25 protein-coding genes and 3 tRNA genes are annotated in these 24,054 nt (G+C 54.4%); 15 read left to right on the top strand and 13 right to left on the bottom strand.

The window, feature by feature from the left end; translation table 11 throughout:
• Positions 1–142: 142 nt before the first annotated feature.
• The 6 genes from MTP40_RS12000 (at position 143) to MTP40_RS11975 (ending at position 3,121) form a co-directional block, all read left to right on the top strand.
• Complete coding sequence (locus tag MTP40_RS12000; RefSeq protein ID WP_156072330.1) at positions 143–409, top strand: DUF6462 family protein; 267 nt, start codon at positions 143–145, stop codon at positions 407–409.
• Positions 406–633, top strand: coding sequence for an excisionase (locus MTP40_RS11995; protein WP_156072333.1), 228 nt, complete (start codon positions 406–408; stop codon positions 631–633). Before MTP40_RS12000 ends, MTP40_RS11995 begins: the two co-directional genes overlap by 4 nt.
• 8 nt (positions 634–641) lie before the next feature.
• Positions 642–1,025, top strand: coding sequence for a TnpV protein (locus MTP40_RS11990; protein WP_156072336.1), 384 nt, complete (start codon positions 642–644; stop codon positions 1,023–1,025).
• 217 nt (positions 1,026–1,242) lie between these two features.
• Complete coding sequence (locus tag MTP40_RS11985) at positions 1,243–1,608, top strand: TerY-C metal binding domain-containing protein (RefSeq protein ID WP_156072339.1); 366 nt, start codon at positions 1,243–1,245, stop codon at positions 1,606–1,608.
• Between the two features lie 6 nt (positions 1,609–1,614).
• Entirely contained in the window at positions 1,615–2,124 is a 510-nt protein-coding gene (locus MTP40_RS11980) for a hypothetical protein (protein ID WP_207684704.1), read from the top strand.
• Between the two features lie 22 nt (positions 2,125–2,146).
• Positions 2,147–3,121: a serine/threonine protein kinase gene (locus MTP40_RS11975; protein WP_156072345.1), complete on the top strand. Its 975-nt coding sequence runs from the start codon at positions 2,147–2,149 to the stop codon at positions 3,119–3,121.
• Positions 3,122–3,133: 12 nt separating this feature from the next.
• Here MTP40_RS11975 and MTP40_RS11970 read toward each other — a convergent pair whose 3' ends face one another.
• The 10 genes from MTP40_RS11970 to MTP40_RS11925 form a co-directional block, all read right to left on the bottom strand.
• Positions 3,134–4,030 carry an IS3 family transposase gene (locus tag MTP40_RS11970; RefSeq protein ID WP_249260101.1) on the bottom strand — a complete coding sequence of 299 codons (897 nt, stop codon included), beginning with the start codon at positions 4,028–4,030 and terminating at the stop codon, positions 3,134–3,136.
• Complete coding sequence (locus MTP40_RS11965) at positions 3,979–4,335, bottom strand: helix-turn-helix domain-containing protein (RefSeq protein WP_181967255.1); 357 nt, start codon at positions 4,333–4,335, stop codon at positions 3,979–3,981. Before MTP40_RS11965 ends, MTP40_RS11970 begins: the two co-directional genes overlap by 52 nt.
• A 39-nt stretch (positions 4,336–4,374) precedes the next feature.
• Positions 4,375–4,848: an IS200/IS605 family transposase gene (gene tnpA / locus MTP40_RS11960; protein ID WP_156072353.1), complete on the bottom strand. Its 474-nt coding sequence runs from the start codon at positions 4,846–4,848 to the stop codon at positions 4,375–4,377.
• 621 nt (positions 4,849–5,469) lie between these two features.
• Positions 5,470–6,309, bottom strand: coding sequence for a DUF4435 domain-containing protein (locus MTP40_RS11955; protein WP_156072359.1), 840 nt, complete (start codon positions 6,307–6,309; stop codon positions 5,470–5,472).
• A gap of 10 nt (positions 6,310–6,319) precedes the next feature.
• Positions 6,320–7,660 carry an AAA family ATPase gene (locus MTP40_RS11950; protein ID WP_156072362.1) on the bottom strand — a complete coding sequence of 447 codons (1,341 nt, stop codon included), beginning with the start codon at positions 7,658–7,660 and terminating at the stop codon, positions 6,320–6,322.
• 157 nt (positions 7,661–7,817) lie between these two features.
• A tRNA-Leu gene (locus tag MTP40_RS11945) sits at positions 7,818–7,904 on the bottom strand.
• A gap of 201 nt (positions 7,905–8,105) precedes the next feature.
• Positions 8,106–8,179 (bottom strand) — tRNA-His (locus tag MTP40_RS11940).
• A gap of 9 nt (positions 8,180–8,188) precedes the next feature.
• Positions 8,189–8,262: transfer RNA gene (locus MTP40_RS11935), tRNA-Arg, on the bottom strand.
• A 143-nt stretch (positions 8,263–8,405) separates the two neighbouring features.
• Entirely contained in the window at positions 8,406–8,942 is a 537-nt protein-coding gene (locus MTP40_RS11930; RefSeq protein ID WP_005935044.1) for a phosphatase PAP2 family protein, read from the bottom strand.
• A gap of 12 nt (positions 8,943–8,954) precedes the next feature.
• Positions 8,955–9,518, bottom strand: a complete 564-nt coding sequence (locus MTP40_RS11925; RefSeq protein ID WP_005935043.1) for a DUF1643 domain-containing protein — start codon at positions 9,516–9,518, stop codon at positions 8,955–8,957.
• A 190-nt stretch (positions 9,519–9,708) separates the two neighbouring features.
• On the opposite strand from MTP40_RS11925, the gene MTP40_RS11920 reads away from it, so the two are divergent.
• From MTP40_RS11920 to MTP40_RS11910, 3 genes are read left to right on the top strand one after another with little or no spacing between them, the layout of a single operon-like run.
• The gene (locus tag MTP40_RS11920) at positions 9,709–11,634 is read left to right on the top strand and encodes a BMP family ABC transporter substrate-binding protein (protein WP_249259448.1); all 1,926 of its coding nucleotides are present in this window, start codon (positions 9,709–9,711) and stop codon (positions 11,632–11,634) included.
• A gap of 29 nt (positions 11,635–11,663) precedes the next feature.
• Positions 11,664–12,326, top strand: a complete 663-nt coding sequence (locus tag MTP40_RS11915) for a metallophosphoesterase family protein (protein ID WP_249259447.1) — start codon at positions 11,664–11,666, stop codon at positions 12,324–12,326.
• Between the two features lie 17 nt (positions 12,327–12,343).
• Entirely contained in the window at positions 12,344–13,840 is a 1,497-nt protein-coding gene (locus MTP40_RS11910; RefSeq protein ID WP_117476667.1) for a carboxypeptidase M32, read from the top strand.
• A gap of 193 nt (positions 13,841–14,033) precedes the next feature.
• Here the strand turns inward: MTP40_RS11910 and hisS are convergent, their stop codons facing one another.
• On the bottom strand, positions 14,034–15,275 hold the full coding sequence (gene hisS, locus MTP40_RS11905; RefSeq protein ID WP_249259446.1) for a histidine--tRNA ligase: 1,242 nt from the start codon (positions 15,273–15,275) through the stop codon (positions 14,034–14,036).
• Positions 15,276–15,534: 259 nt separating this feature from the next.
• Here hisS and MTP40_RS11900 point away from each other — a divergent pair, with 259 nt between their 5' ends.
• The 5 genes from MTP40_RS11900 to MTP40_RS11880 all read left to right on the top strand — a co-directional run bounded on the left by MTP40_RS11900 (position 15,535) and on the right by MTP40_RS11880 (position 21,153).
• Positions 15,535–16,755, top strand: coding sequence for an MFS transporter (locus MTP40_RS11900; RefSeq protein WP_249259445.1), 1,221 nt, complete (start codon positions 15,535–15,537; stop codon positions 16,753–16,755).
• Positions 16,756–17,031: 276 nt separating this feature from the next.
• On the top strand, positions 17,032–17,733 hold the full coding sequence (locus MTP40_RS11895) for an iron-sulfur cluster assembly scaffold protein (protein ID WP_035394767.1): 702 nt from the start codon (positions 17,032–17,034) through the stop codon (positions 17,731–17,733).
• 17 nt (positions 17,734–17,750) lie between these two features.
• Positions 17,751–18,749: a GGGtGRT protein gene (locus MTP40_RS11890; RefSeq protein ID WP_005935035.1), complete on the top strand. Its 999-nt coding sequence runs from the start codon at positions 17,751–17,753 to the stop codon at positions 18,747–18,749.
• 125 nt (positions 18,750–18,874) lie between these two features.
• Positions 18,875–20,794, top strand: a complete 1,920-nt coding sequence (locus tag MTP40_RS11885; protein ID WP_207697371.1) for a flavocytochrome c — start codon at positions 18,875–18,877, stop codon at positions 20,792–20,794.
• Positions 20,791–21,153 carry a NusG domain II-containing protein gene (locus MTP40_RS11880; protein WP_207684207.1) on the top strand — a complete coding sequence of 121 codons (363 nt, stop codon included), beginning with the start codon at positions 20,791–20,793 and terminating at the stop codon, positions 21,151–21,153. Before MTP40_RS11885 ends, MTP40_RS11880 begins: the two co-directional genes overlap by 4 nt.
• A gap of 62 nt (positions 21,154–21,215) precedes the next feature.
• Here the strand turns inward: MTP40_RS11880 and MTP40_RS11875 are convergent, their stop codons facing one another.
• Complete coding sequence (locus MTP40_RS11875) at positions 21,216–21,620, bottom strand: DUF1284 domain-containing protein (RefSeq protein WP_156072428.1); 405 nt, start codon at positions 21,618–21,620, stop codon at positions 21,216–21,218.
• The gene (locus MTP40_RS11870) at positions 21,617–22,168 is read right to left on the bottom strand and encodes a biotin transporter BioY (RefSeq protein ID WP_035394764.1); all 552 of its coding nucleotides are present in this window, start codon (positions 22,166–22,168) and stop codon (positions 21,617–21,619) included. Before MTP40_RS11870 ends, MTP40_RS11875 begins: the two co-directional genes overlap by 4 nt.
• A gap of 234 nt (positions 22,169–22,402) precedes the next feature.
• Here MTP40_RS11870 and MTP40_RS11865 point away from each other — a divergent pair, with 234 nt between their 5' ends.
• Positions 22,403–24,043, top strand: a complete 1,641-nt coding sequence (locus tag MTP40_RS11865; protein ID WP_207684206.1) for an HlyD family efflux transporter periplasmic adaptor subunit — start codon at positions 22,403–22,405, stop codon at positions 24,041–24,043.
• Positions 24,044–24,054 lie beyond the last annotated feature (11 nt).

Here is a 24,054-nt window from a genome sequence, read left to right as displayed (position 1 = left end):
GCGTGACGGATTTCAGATAAAAACGCACAAGGCTTGAACAAAGCTATAAGAGCACTTCTTGGAACCATCCGAGAGGTGCTCTTTTCGTTTGCTCCTGCGGCCAACTTCTGTCAGACAGTCACAAAAAACGGAGGATAAAATTATGAAAACCGACTACAAGCCCATCAAACCCATGAAAGAAATTCCCGACCAGCTTCGCAAACTGCGCCGCCAATTCCTGCGCTACCAGCAAGCAGAAATCGTGTACAGCCTGTCCCATAAGAAGTTGCTGGAGCTCGCTAGCGATGCCGGGGCCATTTACCGCTTCGACAGCACGGTGCTTATCAACCGGGAGATTTTTGATGCCTATTTGGAACGCTTCCATGAACCTGCAAGAAAAATTGCCGTGGAGGAGGTCGAGGACAAGTGAGCGGCAGGGTGTGGATGTTCTCCGACCAGATCGACGATGAAGATATGGATTTTATGCGGCATGAGTTCGTGACTTATAGCATGGCAAGCGATTATTATGGGCTTGGACTGAAACCTGTCACCCGGATGGCACATGAATGTGGGGCTATCTATAAGATTGGCCGGAAGATTCTAATTCGGAGAAGCATTTTTGAAGAGTACCTGCGCCAGCAGAGAAAGATTTGAGGTGTGCAATGGAAAAGTCGAACACTAGATTGCATGATGAAAATAATGGGCTGGACTATGTGCTGGTCGGAGATTACTACTTTCCTGCCTTGATTTTGGCAGAGGATTCTCGCCCTGTTGGCCGCTGGGGTAGAATGCACAAACGGTATCTCAAAGAACATCATCCAGTACGGTATCAGGTTCTTCTGCTGTCCGGCAGGCTGAACACCTATCTGGCGGACACTGATACACAAGCAGAGGAACAGCTGGAGTTGCTTACCCAGCAGATGGCAGAACGTGAGGGCATGAACGAAGAATTGAAAGCCGCAAATCAAATGGAATGGGTGCGTAGGATGAACAGTATCCAGAACCGAGCGGAGGAAGTTATTAAGGCCGAATTGATCTTTGCATAATGTCCGGAGGGGCAGATGCCGTATAACTTGGTATCTGCCCCTCTTATGTTTACAAGCTGTCGTTATAAATTGATGTAAAGGCATAAATTTCAAAATATTTTGAATGCAAAATGGAATATATTTGCATTCTCATTGACGCTCTATTGTAAAAGCATTATAATTGTTACATAAAATTCACACAAACCACACCTGTACAATTGAGCAATAGGGAAAAGTTATGACGAATGGCATAGAAGCAACAGTTGCTCTTTGCAAATGCGGAAAAGTCCACAAAGCCTACGGTGTCCGCTTTGAAAAGGCTGGCAAAAAGCACTGGAAGTACACATGGGCGTTTCCTATCAAAGAATCAGCCGCAAAACATGAAGGCTACGATGAAACCACAATTATTGGTAAGATTGAGCCAACAGAAGATTATCCCGGATGTCCTTACTGTAAAGCAACTACCTTCGTAATATGCGGCACCTGTGGAAAATTGAATTGCTATAATGGTTCTAGGTTGTTCTCCTGTGGATGGTGCGGAGTACATGGTGTTGTCAGTTTGGGTTATGACGGCTCTGGCATCCGAAGCAGTGGAGATCGGTAAAAGATTATGAGTATCTTCAACAAGCAACAACAGAAACCCATGCCGACTTTCTCTGCCAGTCAGACGGTTCTTCCTTCTGCTGCAATCTCCCGGATTGAGAGTGGCAGTCTGGCAGAACTGAATGTGCCTAACTTGATGCTCAAAAAGGGTGAAAAATGCTGCTTTGTAGACAAGAGCTACGAAATGGTCGAGACAAGCACCACTCGAAATGTCCGAAAATCCGGCGGTACCAGTGTGCCAAGTGTCTTTTTCAAGGGCGTTCGATACCACATGGGCAGCAGTGAATCTATCCCGGTAACGGAAACCAAGGTCGACTACATACCGGGATACCTTTATATTACCAACAAGCGCATCATTTTCACCTCGCAGAAAGGCGGCCTAGAAAAAACCATTGGTTCACTTTCTGCATTTCATCCCTATTCCAATGCGATTGGGCTTCAATTTGGGCAAAAGGTCATAAACTTTATTCTGCCTCGTGCGGATTTGGCAGTACAAACGCTTCAAATTATGACGTAAATCATCGAAAGGGTATTGCAATATGGGAAATCTAAAAGTACATGATAAGCTGGATATTCAAGCTGGGGGACAGGCTGAGGTTCTGGATGAATTTGGTTCTGGTGGTCAGGGCACGGTCTACAAGGTATCGTACAACGGCAAAACCTATGCTCTGAAATGGTATCATCTGGGAGTTTTCAAGGGAAAGGAAAATGACTTCTATAAAAACCTCGAAAACAATATTAGCAATGGTGCGCCAACGGATGCTTTTCTCTGGCCAAAAGCCATTACCAAAGTTTATAACGACCAGTTTGGCTATCTGATGGATGTGCGCCCGTCTGGTTACGAAGAACTGACCAACTTTTTTGTGGGTGGCCGAAAGCAGAAACAGGCGCGTTTCAAAAGTTTCTACGCCCTCTGTACGGCAGCAATCAATATTATCGAAGCCTTCCGTGCTCTGCACAATAATGGCTACAGTTATCAGGATATCAACAACGGCAACTTCTTCATCAACCCGGAAAATGGCGATGTGCTGATTTGCGATAATGATAACGTCAGTCCGTTCGGAACCAATCTTGGCATTATGGGCAAGCAGCGCTGGATGGCTCCGGAAATTGTTATGGGAAAGAATGACCCCGACAAGAACAGCGACCGTTTTAGTCTGGCCGTAGTGCTGTTCCGGTTATTGTTCATCAACCACCCGTTGGAAGGCCGTTACAGCACCCCTCCCTGCATGACCAAAGAAGCCGAGCAAAAATATTATGGTAGTGCTCCAATTTTTGTCTATGACCCATCTACAACGGAAAACCGTCCGATTCCGGGAACTGACCATAATCTGAAACTGTTCTGGAATGTTTATCCGGACTATGTAAAAGAAGCGTTCATCCGTGCATTCAGTCATGATGTAATGATGAAGCAGAAGCCACGCATTCTGGAAAAAGAGTGGCTGGATATTTTTATCCGCCTGCGCACGGAAATTGGCCGCTGCCCACACTGTGATATGAACCCCAAAAGTTAGACAAAAATCAAATTAAGCGACCCCAACGGTCTGAATCATGTACTGTACAGGGCTCAGACCGTTTAGTTTTAATTTGATTCGGCGATTGTTGTAATAGTCGATGTAATCGACAATAGCCTTTTCGAGCTGGTCAATGGAATCAAATTTTTCCAGATAGAACAGTTCTGTCTTGAGCAGTCCAAAGAAGTTCTCGGCAACAGCATTGTCCAGACAAGTGGCTTTCCGAGACATACTTTGCGTAATTCCTTTTGCTTTCAGTAGATTCTGGTAGGACTTCATCTGGTATTGCCAGCCCTGATCCGAATGCAGAATCAGATTGTCAACCTTGTCCGGCAGCTTTTGAAAAGCACCTTCCAGCATATCCGTGATCTGTTTGAAATTTGGATGGCGGCTCAGATTGTAGCTGACAACTTCGCCATTGAACAAATCAAGAATTGGAGACAGGTAGAGTTTCTGGTCGTTCACTTTGAACTCGGTAACATCTGTGACCCATTTCCGATTTGGCTGGTTTGTCTTGAAATGCCGTTCCAGCAAGTTTGGCGCAACTTCTCCGACTTCACCCTTGTAGGAGTTGTACTTTCTTTTTGCGCGAACCTGACAGACTAAGCCCAGCTGCTTCATGAGTTTCTGAACCGTCTTGTGATTCACACAAATATCGTTGTTGTGTAGTTCTTGTGTAATTCTGCGATATCCGTATCGCTTCTTGTTCTCATTGAAGATTGTAATGATCTGTTTTTTTACCATCTGGTACTTCGCAGGATTTTGAGACCGATGCAGGTAGTAGTAGAATGTGCTGCGAGGAAGTCCGGCAAGTTGCAGCAATGCTTTCAATGGATATTTCTGCCTTAGCTCCTGAACTACTTGTGCTTTCTGTTTTGGCGTTCCTCTTCCAGTACCAAGGCGTTCAATTTTTTTAAGTAATCGATCTCCATCCGAAGCCGTTGATTTTCTGCAATCAGATCTTCTTCTACTTGCTTATCCAGCTTTGGCTTCCGGCCTTTCTGTGTCCCACTGGCGGCACAGGCTCGACCTCGACGTTCTACCAGAAGTGCCTCTTCGCCTTCTTCCAGATAGATGCGCTCCCAATCTTGAAGCGTACGTCTTGGAATTCCATACTTGCTGGACGCTTCATAAAAGCTTAATTTTTCATTGTGAAGCTGTTTGATGATTTCTACCTTTTGAGCTCCGTTGTACTTTCGTTGTCCCTTTGGCATACAAAAACACCCCATTTCCTAAACAGTATACCATACTGTCTAACAAATGGGGTGCAGTTCAAACGGGTCCGTGAATTCCTTAAGGCTTAACTGGTCTGCAATCTGGTCTTGTTCCAGCTGTCTCTTGATATACTCCTGGATTCTCTGCTTGTTTTTTCCAACAGTATCCACAAAATATCCTCTGGCCCAGAAATGCCGATTTCCATACTTGTACTTTAAATTCGCGTGTCTGTCGAAAATCATGAGGCTGCTCTTTCCCTTGAGATATCCCATAACGTAAGAAATGCTGTACTTCGGCGAAAAACTTATCAGCATATGGATATGATCCGGGCAGGCTTCTGCTTCAATTATTTCAATATCCTTTTGCTCGCATAGTTTGCGAAGTATCTGACCAATATCTTTTTTGATTTGGCCATAAATCACCATTCTCCGATATTTCGGTGCAAACACTACATGGTATTGATATCTCCACGTGGTATGGCTTAAACTATCTACGTCTTTGTTATCTTTCATTTCAAAGATAAACCTCCCTGTTCCTAGAATGTGGTTGGCAAACCCACACTCTATTCTACGGGGAGGTTTCTCTTTGTCTAGGGCTAAAGCCGTTTTTATTCCACCAGCGGAGCTGGTGGTTTTTCTTCACTAAAGTTCTTAGCAACAAGAAAAATCTCCGCTCCGGCAGCAGGCCGAAAACGGAGATTTTACGGGAGTGTGGCCACACTCCCTATGCTTGCTCTCTTTTAGTTCACCCGGAATGGAAAGAAAGGGGATGTGGGATTTTGTAACGGAATTTGAAGGAGTATGGTAGAAGGCGCAAAGCCTCCGACGGATTGACAGCAGCAATGTGACCAGTAACTTGAAGCTGACAGACCGGACGGAGGGATTCTTTGAGCCGAAGGAAAAAACTGATCAATAACACAACCATTCCACAACATCAGATCGAGGCCATTGCCTGTTGCATCCTGCCAGACATTCTGGCCTTCTATGAGAGTGAGGAAGGGCAGAGAGAATTCAAATTGTGGACAACCAAAGGCAAAGAAATAGCTGAACAAGAAAAGGTAGAGTGAACCGGTAAAAAGGCGGTGTGCTAATAATAAATATCACACCGCCTTTTTACCTAATTTGTAATATGCGCTATACGTTTGATTGTATCCACATAGTAAGTTTATTGTATAATTGAGTTTCAAGAAATTCGTTATTAGAATAGCCCATTAACAAATATCCAAATATAGTATCTGGATTATATTGATTGGCCGGCAATGATGCAAAGCATTTTGTCATAGCAAATCCGAGGATGTCGAATACATCATGTCCGTTGCATAAATCATGAGGACAATATGCTCTCACGAACTCATTTGCTTGACCTTCTAGAATTTCTTCTGCCACAGAAACACTGGTTCCGTTTGATGTTGTCCTTTGAGTAATTTTCCTTATGAGTTTCTTGGCATCAGGAACAAGTGTATTTCTATCAATAAAGTCTTTGCATTCAAACCCATCGAAACGCAAATTATAGCGATTAGATAATGAGACCATCCGTAGTGCGCCTATATAAGAGCCTGCATTTAATATGCGATCTCGAGGACTTTCTCCTACTTTCAGTTTATTCTCATCACCATGGATGTTCAAAAATTTTTCTAACGACACAGAATTGAATAACATCATTTCGATATCGTTACTGTCAGTAAAGAATAGTTGATCATTTTCTGTAATGCCATCCTGTAAAAGGACATGAAAATCTTTGTCTATAATTCCTAAAATATTTTTAAATCCCTCCTTTTGGGCCAATAGAATAGTCTTATGTACTCGTTCCCAGCCGCTAACTGGGCGGAAACGAATGTTAGATTGGCTACCCATTAGTACAGTGAAAAAAATTTTATCTGTTTTCCCTTCAACCAAGATATAGCTTTCGTGACAATCCTGATACATCATTTTTGCTTCCGCAAGTAATGTATATTCATCTATATATTTCTGCATAACATTCACTTTATTCAGACAAGGATACCGTTAAATCCCATTTATCATGAATAATTTGTGGTGAATGAGTTGCCAGAACTGCGGAAAACTTCGTTGCACTGATAATTTGCAATAATTCATCAACATAATCAAGCTGCCATTTTATATGCAAGGATAGTTCAGGTTCGTCAATTAAAATCAAAGTGTTTTCTGATGCATTAAAAATCAGATCATAAAACATAACCAATTCATGCTGTTCACCCGAAGACAAGCTTTGCGGTAAGATGGTAGAATCAGAGTAGGTTGCTACGAACCGAAAGCCATAATCTTTATTAAATACAATCCTTTTATTGTTGAAATTCTTATCAATTAGATTGCGGAAAAGATTGATTGAAGAAGACAAACTGGACAACGCATTTAATTTTTCTTCAGTGTCGATCGCATATAACGAAAGGTTTTGGCGATTGCTTTCGGTAATTGCATCTAGTAAATCATGAATTCCAATATCATCTTGTTCCTCTTCCAAGATTCCAGTATCAACAAATTCCTTACGTTTCGATTCAAGCTCTATCATTTTGCTTTTAATTTCATCAACAGTCAGGGGAGAGCTTTGCTTTATAGCCCGAAGCGGAAAAGTTCTATCCTTAGCCTGTGAAAGTTGAGCATATTGCTGAATCGTGTCCCGGATTTTTTGTGAAAGATCTTTTGCAATAAGATTTACACGGCGTTCTATCTTTATGTTATCTTCCCCATATTGACGCTCAACACGCTTTGCTACCGTTAATCTGTCAGCCGCAATCAACCTAACATCCATAGAAGCAAGAATATCTTGAACGGGTTGTGGAATATCATCTTCAAGATATTCTCTACTATATCGTCTAAATATGATAGTTCCATATTCAGCAATAACTTCCTCCAAATTAAGCTTTGTTTCACGCTTTCTATCATACCATGTAGATTCGTTTATGCGTTCTAGAAATGGGAATGGACGGTATCCTTTCAAAAATCTTTTAACGATATCTTGGTATTCATCAGTGTTTTCAAAAGAATCGAAAACAGTTTCTTTTCCATTCTCAATAATCGAGTATGCAAGATATATTATTCCTGTTGCTTTCTCTTTTTCAGGATCTAAATAGATTTTCTTGCGATCGATTTTAAGAATAGCTCCAGTCGAAAAGAAAAAGCTTACAGATTGAAGGTCAGTGGACTTAATAGTATCCATTTCCTTATTAAATACAGCATTTATGGTTTGCAACATTGTAGTCTTCCCACAGCCATTTAAGCCATGAAGAATTGTAACTGTATCATGGAAATCAATGGAATAGTCAAAATATCCAAACAACTTTGTAAATTCTACTCTTACTAATTTCATCGCAATACTCCTTTCCTTTACTCCCCTTTAAATTATTGTACCCTTTTGGAGAAATAACAGCAATATTTTTTTGTGAATCAGATGTGCTTAGTTATCAAAATAAAATAAACAATCCGAACCCTTCTCCTATCGAGAAAAGGTTCGGATTTTCATGGTTTGGTGCGGATAAGAGGACTTGAACCTCCACCGAGTTGCCCCGATTAGAACCTGAATCTAACGCGTCTGCCAATTCCGCCATATCCGCATATTCTGTTTTGTTCGTGGGCCGTTCGGCTCGGAACGTTAGTTATTATACCATGGAATCCGGAATTGTCAAGCGCAATTTCAAAAAAAGTTGTACTTTTCAGCAGAAAACGGAAAAGCAACGAAAATACGTGTTAAAATGGGCCGGAAAAGCAAAAAATCAGACCGGAAACCTTTCGGCTTCCGGTCTAATTCCTAGCAGGGTGCCTTGTGGGACTCGAACCCACGGTCTCCAGATCCACAATCTGGCGCGTTAACCGACTACGCTAAAGGCACCACATAATATGCGCCCGAAGGGACTCGAACCCCCGGCCCACTGCTTAGAAGGCAGTTGCTCTATCCACCTGAGCTACGGGCGCACGTTGTTATCCCATGGGGTACTTATCTGGCGGCAGTGTGCGTTCGGCACACGCTGCGAGAAGTATAATACCATACGCATAGGCTTCTGTCAAGCGGAATTTCAAATTTTTTTGGATTTTACGGCGCAGGGGGCATTCTGGGGTCACAGCAGCCACATTCCGGCGGCCCCAAGGGCAAAGCCGAGCAGAGCACCGGCGGCCACATCCCGGACATAGTGCGCCCCGGCAAGCACCCGCAGGGCGCAGATGAGCAGGGCCACCACCACCATGCAGGCCCCGGCGGCGGGGTAGAAGTAGCACCACACAGCGGCCAGCACGGCGGCGCTCAAGGCGTGGCGGGAGGGGAAGGACTTGCCGTGGGTCTCCTTGGGCACCAGCGGCGTGAAGCCGGGCTGCTCATACGGGCGGGGAAAATTCAGCCTGGCCCGCAGGAGCGTGCCGCCCAGAAAGACGAAGGCCGGCACAAAGACTGCCCGGGCGATGAGCTGCATAAAATCCAGAGCGGCGGCGCGGTTTGCGGAGAGCAGCCGGAACCACCGCACATTCAGCAGCACCAGCAGCAAAGGATAGCAGGCAAAGGGCACGGCAGGCAGCCAGCGGTTCAGGGCGATCACCAGCTTTTTCAGAGCGGGGCGGGCCTCCAGCCAGCGCAGCAGGGCCTGGTAGCGTTCCGGGGTCATGGTATCCCTCCCTCAAAAACAGGTGTCCAGATAGTTTTCAACGTCAAACGGCTCAGGTGTGGAATCTTTGCGCAGGTAGAGCGGGTGATGGGGATGGCCTTTTTTGCTCCGCTTGCCAAAGGTGACCCACGGGATGTCCCGCTCCCTTGTCAGGGCCACCATCTCCCGCATCAGGCCGGGCAGGTAGTCCCGCTTTTCGATCAGGGTGCCCCATGCGGCCCACATGGTGGGCTCGGTCTCGGCCAGAACGGCCCGCAGCCAGCGCAGGTTTTCGTCGCAGAGGGCGCGGTCCGGCACCCGGTCCATGTCGTTGGGGTCGGTGGCGCGCTGGGGATATACGTTGAACATGATCCAGCTGTCAAAGCCGTTGGCGTTGGCCAGCCGCTCCACACTCTTTAAGGTGGGGTCCAGCGCACCGGGCTGGGCGGTGCTGGGGTTGATGCCGATGCACACCAGCGGGTGCCTGCCCACCCGGCCCAGCACATAGCGGTAGGGCAGGTAGGTGTGGGGCTCGTAGTACCAGATGCCGCCGGGGTATTCCCCCGCTTCCAGGCGGGGCAGCTGTTCAGTCTGCATGAAAATGTACCTCACAAATATGGTTTCCTATTTATCGTACCTGAAAAAATTCTGTAAATCAACACCTTTGCCGGAGAAAGTCTCCCATAAATCCGAATTTCATGTTATACTGTCCTTAGACCTGTGCCGCATACACGGCGGCACGGGCCGGGAAAGGAAAACAGGAGCCATTGAAGAAGGGAGTTCTGCTATGGCCATGATAGAAGATTATAGAAGCGCCCTGCGCGCGGGCCAGCGTGCCTACCGTGCCTGTGTGGCGCGCGGCCAGTCGCCGTACCTTGCGGTGCTGGATGATATCCTGAACGGGGTGAACATCGTTGCCCAGGAACCGCTGGGGCTGGTGGATATCCCCGCCGAGAGCATTGTGGGCACCAAGACCAGCGGGCGGCACACGGCCTTTGCGGCCAACTTTATGCCCCTGCTGGAAGAGGACACCGAGTTTGCCATCAAGTGGTCGAATCTCTGCGAGGCCCATCTGGAGGAGGGCATCCACACCCCCATCATTGCCTACGAATACCTGAACAAGTTCTATGTGCAGGAGGGCAACAAGCGGGTGTCTGTCCTCAAATACTACGAGGCGGTCACCATTCCGGGCACGGTCACCCGGCTTGTTCCGGCCCGGAACGACACGCTGGAAAACAAGATCTACTACGAGTTTCTCGATTTTTATAAGCTGAGCAAGATCAACAATGTCCGGTTCTCCCGGCTGGGCGGCTATGCAAAGCTGCAGACACTGGTCTGCAAGGCCGCCAGCGAGGTATGGTCGGATGACGACCGGCTGAACTTCTCGGCCCTGTATACCATGTTCAGCCAGCAGTTCTATGCGCTGGGCGGCTCCGCCCTGGAGCTGACCCCGGGCGACGCGCTGCTGGTGTACCTCTCGGTCTACCGGTATTCGGATGCCTGCCAGTCCACCCCCAGCCAGGTGCGGGAAAACCTGGCCAAGCTGTGGGATGAGATCAAGATCCTGACGGAGCCCCATGCCGTGGAGCTTTCGCTGGAGCCAAAGCCCGGCAGTGAGCCGCTGCTGAACAAGCTGAACATCTTCAGCAAGCCCAGCCAGCTCAAGGTGGTGTTCCTGCACGAGTACAATGCCAAGAACAGCGCCTGGGTGCGGGGCCACGAAAAGGGGATCGAGGCCCTGAAAAAGGAATTCCCGGACCGGCTCATCATCACCAACCGGGAAAATGTCTCCCCCGAGGTGGACGCGGAGCAGATCATGGAAGAGGTGGCCCACGACAACGCGGATGTGGTGTTCACCACCAGTATCCGGATGCGGCCCGCCTGCCTCAAGGTGGCGGCCCAGCACCCCAAGACCCGGTTCCTGAACTGCTGCCTGAACGCGCCCCATCCGCTGGTGCGCACCTATTACCCCCGCACCTATGAGGCCAACTACCTGCTGGGAATGCTGGCGGGTATCCTGAATCTGACCGACCGGGTGGGCTATGTGGCGGCCAACCCCGTTTACGGTGTGCCTGCGGCCATCAACGCCTTTGCCCGGGGCCTGCGCACCGTGCGGCCCAACAGCCATATCCTGCTGCGCTGGGCCTGCCTGCAGGAGCCGGGAAAGCCGCTGGATTTCTCCGACTGCCCGGATATCGAGCTGTTCTACGCCTGCAGCCCCTTTGAGCCCACCGGCAGCGCCAGGGAATACGGCCTGTGCCGCCGGATGCCGGATGGCAGCATCCAGCCGGTGGCGCTGCCGGTCTGGAAGTGGGAAGTGTTCTATATCGGCATCATCCGCTCCATCTTCGAGGGCACCTGGGACAGCGGTTCCAGCGGCAAGGCCATCAACTACTGGTGGGGCTTCCGCAGTGACGCGGAGCGGCTGGATTACTACGAGACCCTGCCCAAGGGCACGCAGCAGCTGCTCGATCTGCTGGAAAAGAACCTTGCGGCCAACGAGTTCCCCATCTTCCCTGCGGGCATCTTTGCGCAGGGGCATATCCCCAAGGCACCCACCGCAGACACCTACACCCCCAAGGAACTGATGGAGATGGACTGGCTGGGCGAGTGCGTGGAGGGCAGCCTGCCCCGGTACGATCAGCTGGATGTCAGAACGCTGGGCCTGCTGGAGATCAACGGCCTGAGCAGCCTGAAAGAGACAACGCTGTAAAAAGCTCAACAGAACGGAGTGTTGCGGACGTGAAGATACTTGCAATTTCCGATACCCCCTCCAAGGCGCTGTGGGACTATTGCTCCCGGGAACGCCTGGCCGGGGTCGATCTGATCCTCTCCTGCGGGGATCTGCCCAAAAAATACCTCGAATATATAACAAATTTTACAGCAGCCCCCATTTTGTATGTCCACGGCAACCACGATGGCTCCTACCGCACGGAGGGCGAGCCGGGCGGCTGCATCTGCGTGGACGATCAGGTGTATGTCTGGAAAGGGCTGCGCATCATGGGGCTGGGCGGCAGCATCCGCTACAACCGCGAGGAGACCTTCCAGTACACGGAGCAGGAAATGCGCCGCCGGATGCGGCGGCTCTGGTTCAAGGCCCACCGGGCGGGCGGCATCGACCTGCTGCTGACCCATTCCCCGGCGGCCGGCCTGAACGATGGCAATGACCGGGCCCATAAGGGCTTTGCCTGCTTCAACGACCTGCTGGAGGAGTACCAGCCCAAGTGGTTCGTGCACGGGCATGTCCACCTGAGCTATAATGCCAACCTGCCCCGGGTGTGCACCCACGGCCAGACCACGGTCATCAATGCAACGGAGCGCTATACGTTTGAGATCCCGGACCCGGACCCGGTGGCCCGGAAGCGCTTTTTCTGGAATGACCCGGCATTTCCCACCAAAAACTGAAAAAGGAGAAACACCCAATGGAACAAAATGAGAAGCTGCGGGCGCTGGAGACCCTGCAGAAGAAGCTGTACGCCTACAACTGCGCCTCCAACAGCCTGTATCTGGACGCTGTGACCGTGGCCCCCAAGAACACGGCCGAGGGCCGGGGTGTGGCTCTGAGCATTCTGGCCGGTGAGCTGCAGAAGCTGATGACCGCCCCCGAGACCCTTGCACTGGTGGAGGAGCTCTATGCCCGGCGGGAGACGCTGGACACCCTCCACCGCCGCGAGGTGGAGGAGCTGCGCCGCAGCTGCCGACAGCTCACCCGAATCCCCGCCGAGGAGTATATGGCATACAGCGAGCTGACCAACCGCGCCAGTGATGTCTGGCACAAGGCCAAGGAAGAAAACGACTTTGCCTCCTTCTGCCCCATCCTGCAGGAGCTGGTGGAGTATAACCGGAAGTTCGCGGGCTATTACGATGCGGAAAAAGCGCCCTATGATGCCCTGCTGAACGAGTATGAGCGGGGCGTGGACACCCAACAGCTGGACGTGTTCTTTGACACCCTGCGCAAGGGCCTGGTGCCCCTCATCCGGGCCATCGGCGAGAAGCCTCAGATCGATGACAGCTTCCTGCATCTGGAATATCCGGTCGAGCAGCAGAAGGCGTTTGCGGACTATCTCATGGAGGTCATGGGCCTGGACCGGGGCCACTGCGGCCTGGGCGAGACCGAACACCCCTTTACGCTGGAGTTCAACAACAAGGATGTCCGCATCACCACCAACTACGACCTGCACAATGTGGCCTCCTCGATGTACTCCGTTCTCCACGAGGGCGGCCATGCCCTGTACGAGCTGGGCATCCGGGATGACCTGCAGTACACCTGCCTGACTGGCGGTGTGTCCATGGGCGTGCACGAGAGCCAGTCCCGCTTCTACGAGAACCTCATCGGCCGTTCCCGCGCCTTTATCGGGGCCATCTATCCCAAGGTGCAGGAATTCTTCCCCGCACAGCTGGGAAATGTGACTGCGGAGCAGTTCTACCGCGCCGTGAACAAGGTGGAGCCCAGCCTCATCCGCACCGAGTCCGATGAGCTGACCTACTGCTTGCACGTTATGGTGCGGTACGAGATCGAGAAGCAGCTCATTGCGGGCACCCTGACGGCAAAGGAGGTCCCTGCCGCGTGGGCAGAGCTGTACAAGGAGTATCTGGGCGTGGAGGTTCCCAATGACCGCGAGGGCTGCCTGCAGGACAGCCACTGGTCGGGCGGCTCCTTCGGCTACTTCCCGTCTTACGCTCTGGGAAACGCCTACGGTGCCCAGATGCTCCACAATATGGAGCAGGAATTCGATGTGTACGGCGGCGTGGCCCACGGGGATCTCTCCGCCGTCACCGGCTGGCTGCGGGAAAAGGTGCACCAGTACGGCCACCTGCTGGAGCCTGCTGAAGTCGTCAGAAACGCCTGCGGCACCTTTGATGCGCACTACTATCTGGATTATTTGACCAAAAAGTATACGGAACTGTACAACCTGTAATTGACCCGCACAAAACAAAGCCCTCCCGGCCAATCGACCGAGAGGGCTTTGTTGTATATGCTGTTGCAAAGGGCGGCGGGAAGCTTTCCCGCGCAAGTGAAACGGGCCATTCCATCGCCCGCCCTATTGCCTGCGGCAACAGGGTCCCACCCCAGCGGACACTTGCTTTGGGAAACTTCCCGCCGCCCGCCCATTACTGCTGTGCGAAGATCTTTACTTCATCCTTGTCCATAAAGGCGGCACCGGCGAAACCAGAAGCCTCCAGCTGGCCCAGCTGCTTGCCCAGCTTCTTGGCCTGAGGCAGAACGGTGACATTGTAGGTGTCGCGCAGCTGTGCGGCCTTGGCCAGCACGGCGGGGAAGTCCACATCGCTGTTGTAGAGCAGGGCAATCTTCTGCTTGGCACCGGGGATCTGGTAACCCTGCTCCAGCAGGATGCCGCAGACGCGCTCGAAGCCGATGGAGAAGCCCACGGCGGGCACCTTGGTGCCCAGGAACTTGCCGATCATGTTGTCGTAGCGGCCGCCGCCAGCCACTGCACCGCTGAACTGCGGGCAGGTGATCTCAAACACCATGCCAGTATAGTAGCCCTGGCCGCGCACCAGGCTGGGGCAGTAGGCCACATCGAAGCGGCCGTTGGCCATGGCCTTTGCGGTGGCCAGCACATACTTCAGGTCATCGGCAATGGCGGGGTCGGCACAGCGGGAGGCCACAGAATCCAGTGTCACATCACCGGCGGCAATGAAATCGGCCAGCGCGTTGATGGCAGCTTCGGGCAGCTGCTTCTCGGTCAGCTCGGCCTTCACGCCCTCGGCACCGATCTTATCCATCTTGTCAAAGGTGATGCAGACAGAGTCTAACGTGTCGGCGGCAAAGCCCATGCTCTCCAGCATTCCGCGCAGGATGCGGCGGTCATTGATGTTCACGGTGAAGCCGGTAAAGCCGATACCCAGCAGGGCACGGGCGGTCACGTCGATCAGCTCCACCTCTGCGTTGGGGCTCTCGTCGCCCAGAATGTCGATGTCGCACTGGACGAATTCGCGCAGGCGGCCCTTCTGGGGGCGCTCGGCGCGGAACACGCGGTCGGTCTGGATGACCTTGAAGGGGTGGGGGAGCTTGTCCTTGTTGGCAGCGTAGAAACGGCTCAGGGGCAGGGTCAGATCATAGCGCAGGCCCATGTCGGAGAGCTGCTTTGGGTCGCCGGATCCCAGCGCGCTGGTCAGCTTGTCTCCGCGCTTCATCACCTTGAAGATGAGGTTCAGGTTGTCGCCGCCATCGGATTTGTCCAGGTTCTCCATATCCTCCAGCATGGGGGTGGAGATGCGCTCAAAGCCGGAAGCACGGTAGGTCTCCAGGATCTTGCCCTGGATGTAGTCGCGCAGAGTCTGTTCGGCGGGCAGCAGGTCCCGCATACCCTTCAATGCCTGTGATTTCATAGTTGGTTCCTCTTTCTCAGCATCCTCACCCTCTCAGTCTCGCATTCGCTCGACAGCTCTCCCAAAGGGAGAGCCAAGGGCAATCCCAGATGAGGCCTTTCAAAGAACCGCCAGAGCCTCCCCCTTTGGGGGAGGTGGCAGTGCGTCAGCACTGACGGAGAGGGTGAAGTTATTTTAATTTGAACATCTTTAATTATAAAGAAACATGCCGTTTTGTCAATGAAAAAGGGCACACTGACAGAACGAGGTGATAAAACAGATGAAGCAGTTTACAGCGCGCCACCCCTGGGCGATCCTGGCGGCGGGGGCGGCCATTCAGATCCTGACGGGCCTGCCTGCGGCGTGGGGCGTGTTCCAGCAGCCGGTGATGGACGAGTTCAGCCTGACCGAGGACGGCGCTGGCTATGCGTTCGGCATCCTGATCGCAGCGTTCGGGGTGGGATGCGTCATCGGTGGTTTTTTGCAGGATAAAAAAGGCCCGCGCTGCGCGGCGCTGTGGGGCACCGGCCTGCTCTGCGGCGGGTTCTTTGCGGCGGCCCTCCTGCCCGGGGAGAAGGGGGTATGGTTCTGGGCAGTGTTCAGCATTCCGGCGGGGCTGGGCACGGCGTTTCTCTACCCGTCCATCCAGTCCTGCGCCCAGAAATGGTACGCCGGGCGCAAGGGCCTTGCCACGGGGGTCATTGGCGGCGCGGTGGGCCTGAGCGGTGCGTTCCTGACCGGATTCGTCCGCACGGCGCTGAAGGGCTTTGGCCCGGTGCAGGGGATCCGGGGGGCGTTCTGGGCGCTGGGGGTACTCACGCTGCCGGTCTGCCTTGTGGGCAGCGCCCTGCTCACCGACCCGCCTCCGGCAAAGCAGAAGCCCGAGGAGCAGGGCAGGGGAAAAGGCACCCCGTCCCTCGACCTTGCCCCGCTGCAGATGCTCAGAACAAAGCAATACTGGCTCTGTGCCGGAGCGGTCTGCTGTTCCACCCCGGCGGTGCTGCTGTTCAGCCCCATCATCTTAAAGCTGGGCATGGAGCGGGGCCTGGACGAGGGCGCTGCCCTGTGGAGTGTGGTGCTGGGCAGCGTGGGCAGCGCGGCGGGCCGCTTGCTGATGCCCCTGCTCAGCGACCGGATCGGCCGCCGTCCCACTGACCTGATCCTGTTCGGCGTGTCGCTGGGGCTTTCAGCGGCCTTCCTGTTCGCACAGGGGTGGCTCGTTGTGGCCGTGTACGCAGGGCTTACCTTCTGTTATTCGGCGCTGGCGGCGGTGCTGCCTTCCCTCTCCACCGACCTGTTCGGCCTGCCCCATGCCGGGGTGAACTACGGCTTTCTGGCGCTGGGACAGAGCGTGGGCAGCCTTGCCTTCCCCTTTGCAGCGAACCTCTGGGGTCTTGCCACCGGGCGGCACTGGCTGGCCATGGCGGGCGCGGCGGCGGGCTTTGTGTGCATCTGGGCGCTCCGGCCTGTCAGGGCCCAACAGCCGCCCAGAAAAAACTGAACCGGACAGCGCAAGATATTCCTTTTGACAAATATGATAGAAATGTGACGGACTGGGCAGTGAAAGCGGTGAAAGTGCTAGTTAGTGGCATGTAACCGTTAAAAATGCTTGTGAAAAAATCCGCAAAACGTCTTGCAAATTCCGCCAAGGTTCTCTATAATAAAACTATGCGTGGTAGTACCGGCGTGGCGCGGAAAAGAGCGGCGCAGCCGGTCAATGCAAACGGCAGGACACCCCCTGCCAATGGCATCAATTTGTCAAAAGGAGAGTATGATTATGACCTATTCGCAGCAAGTACAGAATATGTGCCCGATCACCAAAGGTCCTAAGCATGGTCCGGCTCCCATCCCCGAAGAGGGCGCATGGGTCAAGGCCTATGAGATCAAGGACATCAGCGGCTACACCCATGGTGTGGGCTGGTGTGCACCCCAGCAGGGCACCTGCAAGCTGTCTCTGAACATCAAGAACGGTGTCATCGAGGAGGCTCTGGTGGAGACCATCGGCTGCTCCGGCATGACCCATTCCGCTGCTATGGCTGGCGAGATCCTGCCCGGCAAGACCATTCTGGAAGCTCTGAACACCGACCTGGTGTGCGATGCCATCAACGTGGCAATGCGCGAGCTGTTCCTGCAGATCGTCTACGGCCGCAGCCAGACCGCTTTCTCTGAGGACGGTCTGCCCATCGGCGCAGGTCTGGATGACCTGGGCAAGGGCCTGCGCTCCATGACCGGCACCATCTTCTCCACCAAGGCCAAGGGTGTCCGTTACCTGGAGCTGACCGAGGGCTACATCAACAAGCTGGCTCTGGATGCCAACGATGAGGTCATCGGCTATCAGTTCGTCAAGCTGGGCAAGATGATGGAGGATATCCGTCACGGCAAGACCCCCAACGAGGCTTACGAGAAGAACGTGGGTACTTACGGCCGCTTCAGCAAGGAGCAGGGCGCTGTCAAGTACATTGACCCGCGTGAGGAATAAGAGAGGAGGAACAACTCATGGCAACTTTTGAATCTATGGATCGCCGTATGCCGAAAATTGAGGCATGCCTGAAGGCCAACGGCCTGGAGTCTCTGGACGCTTGCAACGAGATGCTCCTCGCTAAGGGCATCGACTGCGACAAGATCGTCCGCGGCGTGCAGCCCATCTGCTTTGATAACGCTGTCTGGGCATACACCCTGGGCACCGCCATCGCCGTCAAGCGCGGCCTGACCGACGCTGCCGAGTGTGCTGCTGCCATCGGCGAAGGTCTGGAAGCATTCACCATCCCCGGCTCTGTTGCTGAGCAGCGTCAGGTCGGTCTGGGCCACGGCAACCTGGGCGCTCGTCTGCTGAGCGAGGACACCACCTGCTTCGCTTTCCTGGCAGGCCACGAGTCCTTTGCTGCTGCTGAGGGTGCCATTGGCATTGCCCGCACTGCAAACAAGGTCCGCAAGACCCCCCTGCGTGTTATCCTGAACGGCCTGGGCAAGGATGCAGCTTACATCATTTCCCGTATCAACGGCTTCACCTATGTGCAGACCGAGTACGATATCCCCACCCAGACCCTGACCGTCGTCAAGGAGATCCCCTTCTCCGAGGGTGAGCGCGCTGCTGTTAAGTGCTACGGCGCTAACGACGTTATGGAAGGCGTTGCCATTATGAAGAAGGAGGACGTTCAGTGCTCTATCACCGGCAACTCCACCAACCCCGTCCGCTTCCAGCACCTGGTTGCAGGTACCTATAAGAAGTGGGCCATCGAGAACGGCAAGAAGTACTTCTCCGTTGCTTCCGGCGGCGGCACGGGCCGTACCCTGCACCCCGATAACGTGGCTGCAGGCCCCGCAAGCTATGGCCTGACCGACTCTCTGGGCCGCGTCCATGGTGATGCTCAGTTCGCAGGTTCCTCCTCCGTGCCCGCACACGTTGAGATGATGGGCCTGATCGGCATGGGCAACAACCCCATGGTCGGCGCTACCGTTGCCTGCGCTGTTGCTGCTGCACAGGCCAACGCCTGATCTTTTCCTAGTTCGGCAAAGGGGGCTGCCTTCCGAATGGGCAGCCCCCTTTTTATGCTGAGATATGTTCGCGCAGGCTAACTGCCTGCAACGTTGCTTCAACTAAGAAGGAAAAAGAAGAAACCATGAAAAACACGAAGATGAAACAGAGCATTGCAGCGCTGGCCATGGCCGCTGTCGTTGCAGTGAGCCTGCTGGGCTACGGCTGCGGCAGCAAGCCCGCCTCCACCACCGGCGCGGGTGCTACCGGCGATTTTACCGGCACTGCCAAGGGCTTTGGCGGCGATGTTACCGTTACCCTGACCCTGACCGACGGCAAGATCACCGGCTGCACCGCTGAGGGTGCCGATGAGACCAAGGGCGTGGGCTCCAAGGCAATCGAGCAGCTGCCCGCTGCCATTGCCGAGAGCGGCAGCATTGCCGTGGACGGCGTGTCTACCGCAACCATCACCTCCAATGCCATCAAGGAGGCAGCCGCTGCTGCCATCACCGCTGCTGGTCTGAAGCCTGAGGATTTCCAGACCGCTGTGGAGAACAACGCTGAGCCTGCTGAGGACTCTACCGTTGATACCGACATCGTCATCGTGGGCGCAGGCGGCGCAGGCATGACCGCTGCCCTGACTGCTACCAGCGAGGGCAAGAGCGTTGTCATCGTGGAGAGCCAGCCCGTGGTGGGCGGCAACTCCGTGCGCGCTACCGGCGGCATGAACGCCGGTAAGACCGTGTATCAGGATGAGAACGAGTTCGCCGAGGGCGCAGGTGTCGAAAAGACCCTGAAGACCGCTGCTGAAAAGTATGCTGACAACGAGACCATCACCGCTCTGGCCAAGACTGTGTCTGAGCAGTGGGCTGCTTATCAGGCTGACCCCAAGGGCTACTTCGACTCTGTGGAGCTGATGGAGCTGGATACCATGATCGGCGGCAAGGGTGTCAATGACCCTGCTCTGGTGGAGACCCTGTGCTCCAACAGCGCTGATGCCATCGACTGGCTGGGTGAGCAGGGCATTACCCTGAACAGCGTCTCCTCTGCAGGCGGCGCATCTGTCAAGCGAATCCACCGCCCTGTGAATGAGGAGGGCAAGGTCGTCTCCGTGGGTGCTTATATGGTGCCCCTGCTGGAGGAGGACTGCCAGAAGGCTGGTGTCCAGATCATGGTGAACACCACCGCCACCGAGATCCTGACCGATGACAACGGCGCTGCTGTTGGCATCAAGGCCACCGGCGCTTCCGGTGAGACCATTACCATCAACGCCAAGGCCGTGATCCTGACCTCCGGCGGTTTCGGCGCAAACATGGATATGGTCGTTGAGTATAAGCCCGAGCTGAAGGGCTTTATGACCACCAACGCCCCTGGCATCCTGGGCCAGGGCATCAAGATGGCACAGGCCATCGGTGCTGACACCGTGGATATGGACCAGATCCAGATCCACCCCACTGTCCAGTACGACAGCGCTTCTCTGATCACCGAGGGTCTGCGCGGCGACGGCGCTGTTCTGATCAATTCCGAGGGCAAGCGCTTCATTGATGAAGTCGGCACCCGTGACGTGGTCTCTGCCGCTGAGATCGCACAGCCCGGCAGCTACAGCTGGCTGATCATTGACCAGAAGATGGTCGATGATTCCAGTGTCATTCAGGGCTACATCAAGAAGGGCTACACCTTCGAGGGCAAGACCTATGAGGAACTGGCTGAGCAGATCGGCGTGGACGGCGCTGCTCTGGCCGAGACCATGAACACCTGGAACGGCTACGTTGAGGCCAAGAATGACCCCGACTTTGGCCGCACCAGCTTTGCAAACAAGCTGGATACCGCTCCCTACTATGCCATCAAGGTCACCGCAGGCGTTCATCACACCATGGGCGGCCTGAAGATCAACACCAACACCGAAGTCCTGAACGAGAACGGCGAGATCATCCCCGGCCTGTTCGCAGCAGGTGAGGTGACCGGTGGTGTCCACGGTGCAAACCGTCTGGGCGGCACTGCTGTCTCTGACTTCGTTGTCTTTGGCCGCATTGCAGGTGCAGCTGCAAGCAAGTACGCTGCATGAAACGCCTGAAAAGCTGGCAGAAAAACCTGATCTTTGCGGCCGTGGTGCTGGCCGCGGCAGCACTCCTGTTCGTGCTGTACCGTGCCAACGCCCCCAAAGCGGAGCCGCTGGTGGCCGTGGTCGATTTCGGCGACGGCATCACCGAAACGATCCCGCTGGACGAGGACCACGATTATCTGTATGATGTGGGCGATTATATCGTGCATCTGCAGGTAAAGGATGGGGCTATCGCCTTTCTCGACAGTCAGTGCCCGGACCATGTGTGCGAGCAATTCGACTGGCTGAGCGAGCAGGATGCCTGGGCCGCCTGTGTCCCCGCCGGGGTCTATGTAACGGTGCAGGCCGCAGAAACAGAATAAAACAAAGAGGCCGCCGTGCAGGAGATGATCCTGCACGGCGGCCTGTTGTATAGGGGGAAATGTTATTTCACGTATTTGCCTTCGCAGATATTCTTGCAGCAGGCGCTGATGGGGAACCAGCAGCAGTCCCGGCAGATATCGGCCAGCATCTCGGGGGTGGCTTTGGCATCGATCTCCCGGATGAGGGCCTGGTAGTCGTATTCCTTTTCCTCCAGCCCGAAATACTCCACAGTCTTGCGGTCGTACCGCTTGACCTTTTCCTGTGTGTCGCACAGGTCGGTGTCCAGCTTGTTGGGGCAGCAGGAACAGAGGGTGTCGGTGGAGAAGGTGAGCTGGATCTTCGTCCCGGGCACATCCCGCAGCTGATGGACGATATCGTTCATGTGCTCCACAAAGGCTTCGCTGTAGCCATGGCCGGAGTAGCCCTGGGTGCAGAGCAGGTGATGCGGGCGCAGTACGATGCTCATGCCTTTTTTACCCCCGGGATCCGCTTCCGGATGTTCAGGCCCAGCACGCAGGCCAGCACAGCCTTGATGATGGCGGTGGGGATGAAGGGAAGAACGCAGGCAGAAACAGCCACGGACACGGTGCTGTGGGCGACGATCACGAACAGGATAACACCCACGATATAGTTGACCACGGTGCCCACGACAACCGCCACGGGGAAAGCACCCTTGAAAGCATCCCTGTGCTCCACGCCAAGGCCGATGATGTAGGCCATGATGGGGAAGGAGATCAGAAAGCCGCCGGTGGGGCCGACAAACTTATCGATGCCGCCGGAGAAGTTGGCCAGCACGGGCACGCCCACAGCGCCCAGCAGCAGATAAACGAGCGTGGCAATGGCGGACAGCTTGGAGCCCAGCACCACAGCCGCCAGCGTGATGGCGAAGGTCTGCATGGTCATGGGCACACCCAGCGGCATGGGGATGGAGATCTGTGCCATCACGGCGATGACGGCGGCAAACAGGCCCGCGTAGCAGATATCGCGCACCGAGAACTTACTGGTCTGATTCATAGAAAAAATCCTCCTCTGGTTTGGTTCAAACAACGTCCCGATTAAACCAGAAAGCGGCAGACAGGTCAACTTGCGATTTGCACAAAGGTTTACAATCTGTGAAAATTTGCTGAAAAGCGATCAAACGAAATTTGGACGCTTGTGTATCCGGGCAAAATGCGATACACTACACCTATACATAGGAAAGGAACCTGACAGGCCGCCCCCGGCGGGCCTGAATCTGATAGGAGGAACATGATGATCTGGAATAAGAAGAAGGACGGCGCGGAGAACCCGGGTGCGGAAACGCCTGCGGCACAGACAACCAAGGCCCCGGTGCTGTTTTTGCAGAAGAACTGGAAATGGCTCGTGCCGGTGGTCTGTGTGGTGATCGCGGGCGGTGTGTTTTTGCTCAAGCCCAAGAGCGCCAGCACCACAGCCGTGGACCCCAGCTATCTGGAGACCAGCCCTGAAGTGCGGGATGTCTCCAACACCCTGAGCGGTACCGGCACCCTGAACCCTGCCAACACCTACACCGTGAAATCTCTGGTGGAGGGCAAGGTGCTCACCGGCGAGTTCGAGGAGGGCGACGTGCTGGATGAGGGGAGCATCCTCTACACGCTGGACAGCTCGGACGCTTCCACCAATTTTGAAAAGGCTGAGATCGCCATGCAGCAGGCACAGCGCAGCTATGACAAGGTGGTGGACCGCCAGTATGTGCGTGCCGAGGTGGATGGCACCGTGAGCACCCTGAAGGTCGCCAAGGGCGACGAGGTGACCAGCGGGCAGGAGGTCGCCATCATCCGCGACAGCTCCAAAATGCTGCTGACGCTGGAATTCCCCGCCGCTGATGCCGCCAATTTCAGCGTGGGCCAGACCGCCCAGGTGACGCTGGACGGCACCTTTGAGCAGCTGGACGGCACCGTGACCAGCGTGACCGGAACGGATGCCCTGAGCACCGGCAACCTGCTCACCCGCACCGTGACCATTGCCGTGCGGAACGCGGGTGGCCTGACCACCGCGCAGGCGGCCACCGCCTCCATCAACGGGGTCAGCTCCATCGGCTCTGCCACCTTTGGCTATCAGGCAGAGCGTACCCTGACCGCACAGGCCGCAGGCACCGTGACCTCCATCCATGTGCAGGAGGGCCAGACTGTTGCCAAGGACGATATCCTGATCGAGCTGAGCGGCGATGACCTGACCGAGAGCATCCAGTCGGCCTCTGAGACCCTGCGCAGCGCTGAGATCTCCCTGCAGAACCTGCAGGATACCATGGCCAACTATACCGTCACCTCTCCCATCAGCGGCACCATCATTGAAAAGGATGCCAAGGTGGGCGATGCGGTCAAATCCGGCGATACCCTCTGCGTCATCTACGACCTGAGCTATCTGGAAATGGTCATCAATGTGGACGAGCTGCAGATCAGCTCCCTGACTGTGGGCCAGAAGGTGCAGATCACGGCCGATGCCGTGCAGGATAAGAACTATGTGGGCACTGTGACCCGCGTCTCCATGAAGGGCGCTTCCAACGGCGGCACCACCACCTACCCGGTGACCATCCGCATTGACGAGACCGACGGCCTGCGGCCCGGCATGAACGCCAATGCCGAGATCGTGGTGGCCGAGGCTGCCAATGCCCTGACCGTGCCCAATGCGGCCATCGTCCGGGGCGGCTATGTGCTGGTGACCCAGGATTCCCCCAGCGCTTCCAAGGCGGATGCCACCATGGAGGCACCCGAGGGCTTTGTCTATGTGGCCGTCAAGACCGGTGTCAGCGATGATGATTACACCCAGATCGTCAGCGGCATCCAGGAGGGGGACACCATTGGTTACGACCCCAACTCGGTCAGCAGCGACAGCTACTATGACGATGGCAGCGGCATGATGATCTTCTGATGGGAGGATGG

Origin of the sequence: Faecalibacterium sp. IP-3-29 (assembly GCF_023347335.1) — a bacterium.
GTDB lineage: Bacteria > Bacillota > Clostridia > Oscillospirales > Ruminococcaceae > Faecalibacterium > Faecalibacterium duncaniae.
Note: the sequence above shows the minus strand (reverse complement) of the source record. Positions and strands in the feature narration are given on the sequence as shown.

Coding starts and splice junctions, on each gene's coding strand:
- MTP40_RS12000 (WP_156072330.1), top strand. CDS start 143: ATGAAAACCGACTACAAGCCCATCAAACCCATGAAAGAAATTCCCGAC.
- MTP40_RS11890 (WP_005935035.1), top strand. CDS start 17,751: ATGGCAACTTTTGAATCTATGGATCGCCGTATGCCGAAAATTGAGGCA.
- MTP40_RS11950 (WP_156072362.1), bottom strand. CDS start 7,660: ATGAAATTAGTAAGAGTAGAATTTACAAAGTTGTTTGGATATTTTGAC.
- MTP40_RS11875 (WP_156072428.1), bottom strand. CDS start 21,620: ATGAGCATCGTACTGCGCCCGCATCACCTGCTCTGCACCCAGGGCTAC.
- MTP40_RS11920 (WP_249259448.1), top strand. CDS start 9,709: ATGGCCATGATAGAAGATTATAGAAGCGCCCTGCGCGCGGGCCAGCGT.
- MTP40_RS11985 (WP_156072339.1), top strand. CDS start 1,243: ATGACGAATGGCATAGAAGCAACAGTTGCTCTTTGCAAATGCGGAAAA.
- MTP40_RS11895 (WP_035394767.1), top strand. CDS start 17,032: ATGACCTATTCGCAGCAAGTACAGAATATGTGCCCGATCACCAAAGGT.
- MTP40_RS11885 (WP_207697371.1), top strand. CDS start 18,875: ATGAAAAACACGAAGATGAAACAGAGCATTGCAGCGCTGGCCATGGCC.
- MTP40_RS11910 (WP_117476667.1), top strand. CDS start 12,344: ATGGAACAAAATGAGAAGCTGCGGGCGCTGGAGACCCTGCAGAAGAAG.
- MTP40_RS11975 (WP_156072345.1), top strand. CDS start 2,147: ATGGGAAATCTAAAAGTACATGATAAGCTGGATATTCAAGCTGGGGGA.
- MTP40_RS11955 (WP_156072359.1), bottom strand. CDS start 6,309: ATGCAGAAATATATAGATGAATATACATTACTTGCGGAAGCAAAAATG.
- MTP40_RS11900 (WP_249259445.1), top strand. CDS start 15,535: ATGAAGCAGTTTACAGCGCGCCACCCCTGGGCGATCCTGGCGGCGGGG.
- MTP40_RS11925 (WP_005935043.1), bottom strand. CDS start 9,518: ATGCAGACTGAACAGCTGCCCCGCCTGGAAGCGGGGGAATACCCCGGC.
- MTP40_RS11990 (WP_156072336.1), top strand. CDS start 642: ATGGAAAAGTCGAACACTAGATTGCATGATGAAAATAATGGGCTGGAC.
- MTP40_RS11870 (WP_035394764.1), bottom strand. CDS start 22,168: ATGAATCAGACCAGTAAGTTCTCGGTGCGCGATATCTGCTACGCGGGC.
- MTP40_RS11965 (WP_181967255.1), bottom strand. CDS start 4,335: ATGCCAAAGGGACAACGAAAGTACAACGGAGCTCAAAAGGTAGAAATC.
- MTP40_RS11930 (WP_005935044.1), bottom strand. CDS start 8,942: ATGACCCCGGAACGCTACCAGGCCCTGCTGCGCTGGCTGGAGGCCCGC.
- MTP40_RS11980 (WP_207684704.1), top strand. CDS start 1,615: ATGAGTATCTTCAACAAGCAACAACAGAAACCCATGCCGACTTTCTCT.
- MTP40_RS11865 (WP_207684206.1), top strand. CDS start 22,403: ATGATGATCTGGAATAAGAAGAAGGACGGCGCGGAGAACCCGGGTGCG.
- tnpA (WP_156072353.1), bottom strand. CDS start 4,848: ATGAAAGATAACAAAGACGTAGATAGTTTAAGCCATACCACGTGGAGA.
- MTP40_RS11880 (WP_207684207.1), top strand. CDS start 20,791: ATGAAACGCCTGAAAAGCTGGCAGAAAAACCTGATCTTTGCGGCCGTG.
- hisS (WP_249259446.1), bottom strand. CDS start 15,275: ATGAAATCACAGGCATTGAAGGGTATGCGGGACCTGCTGCCCGCCGAA.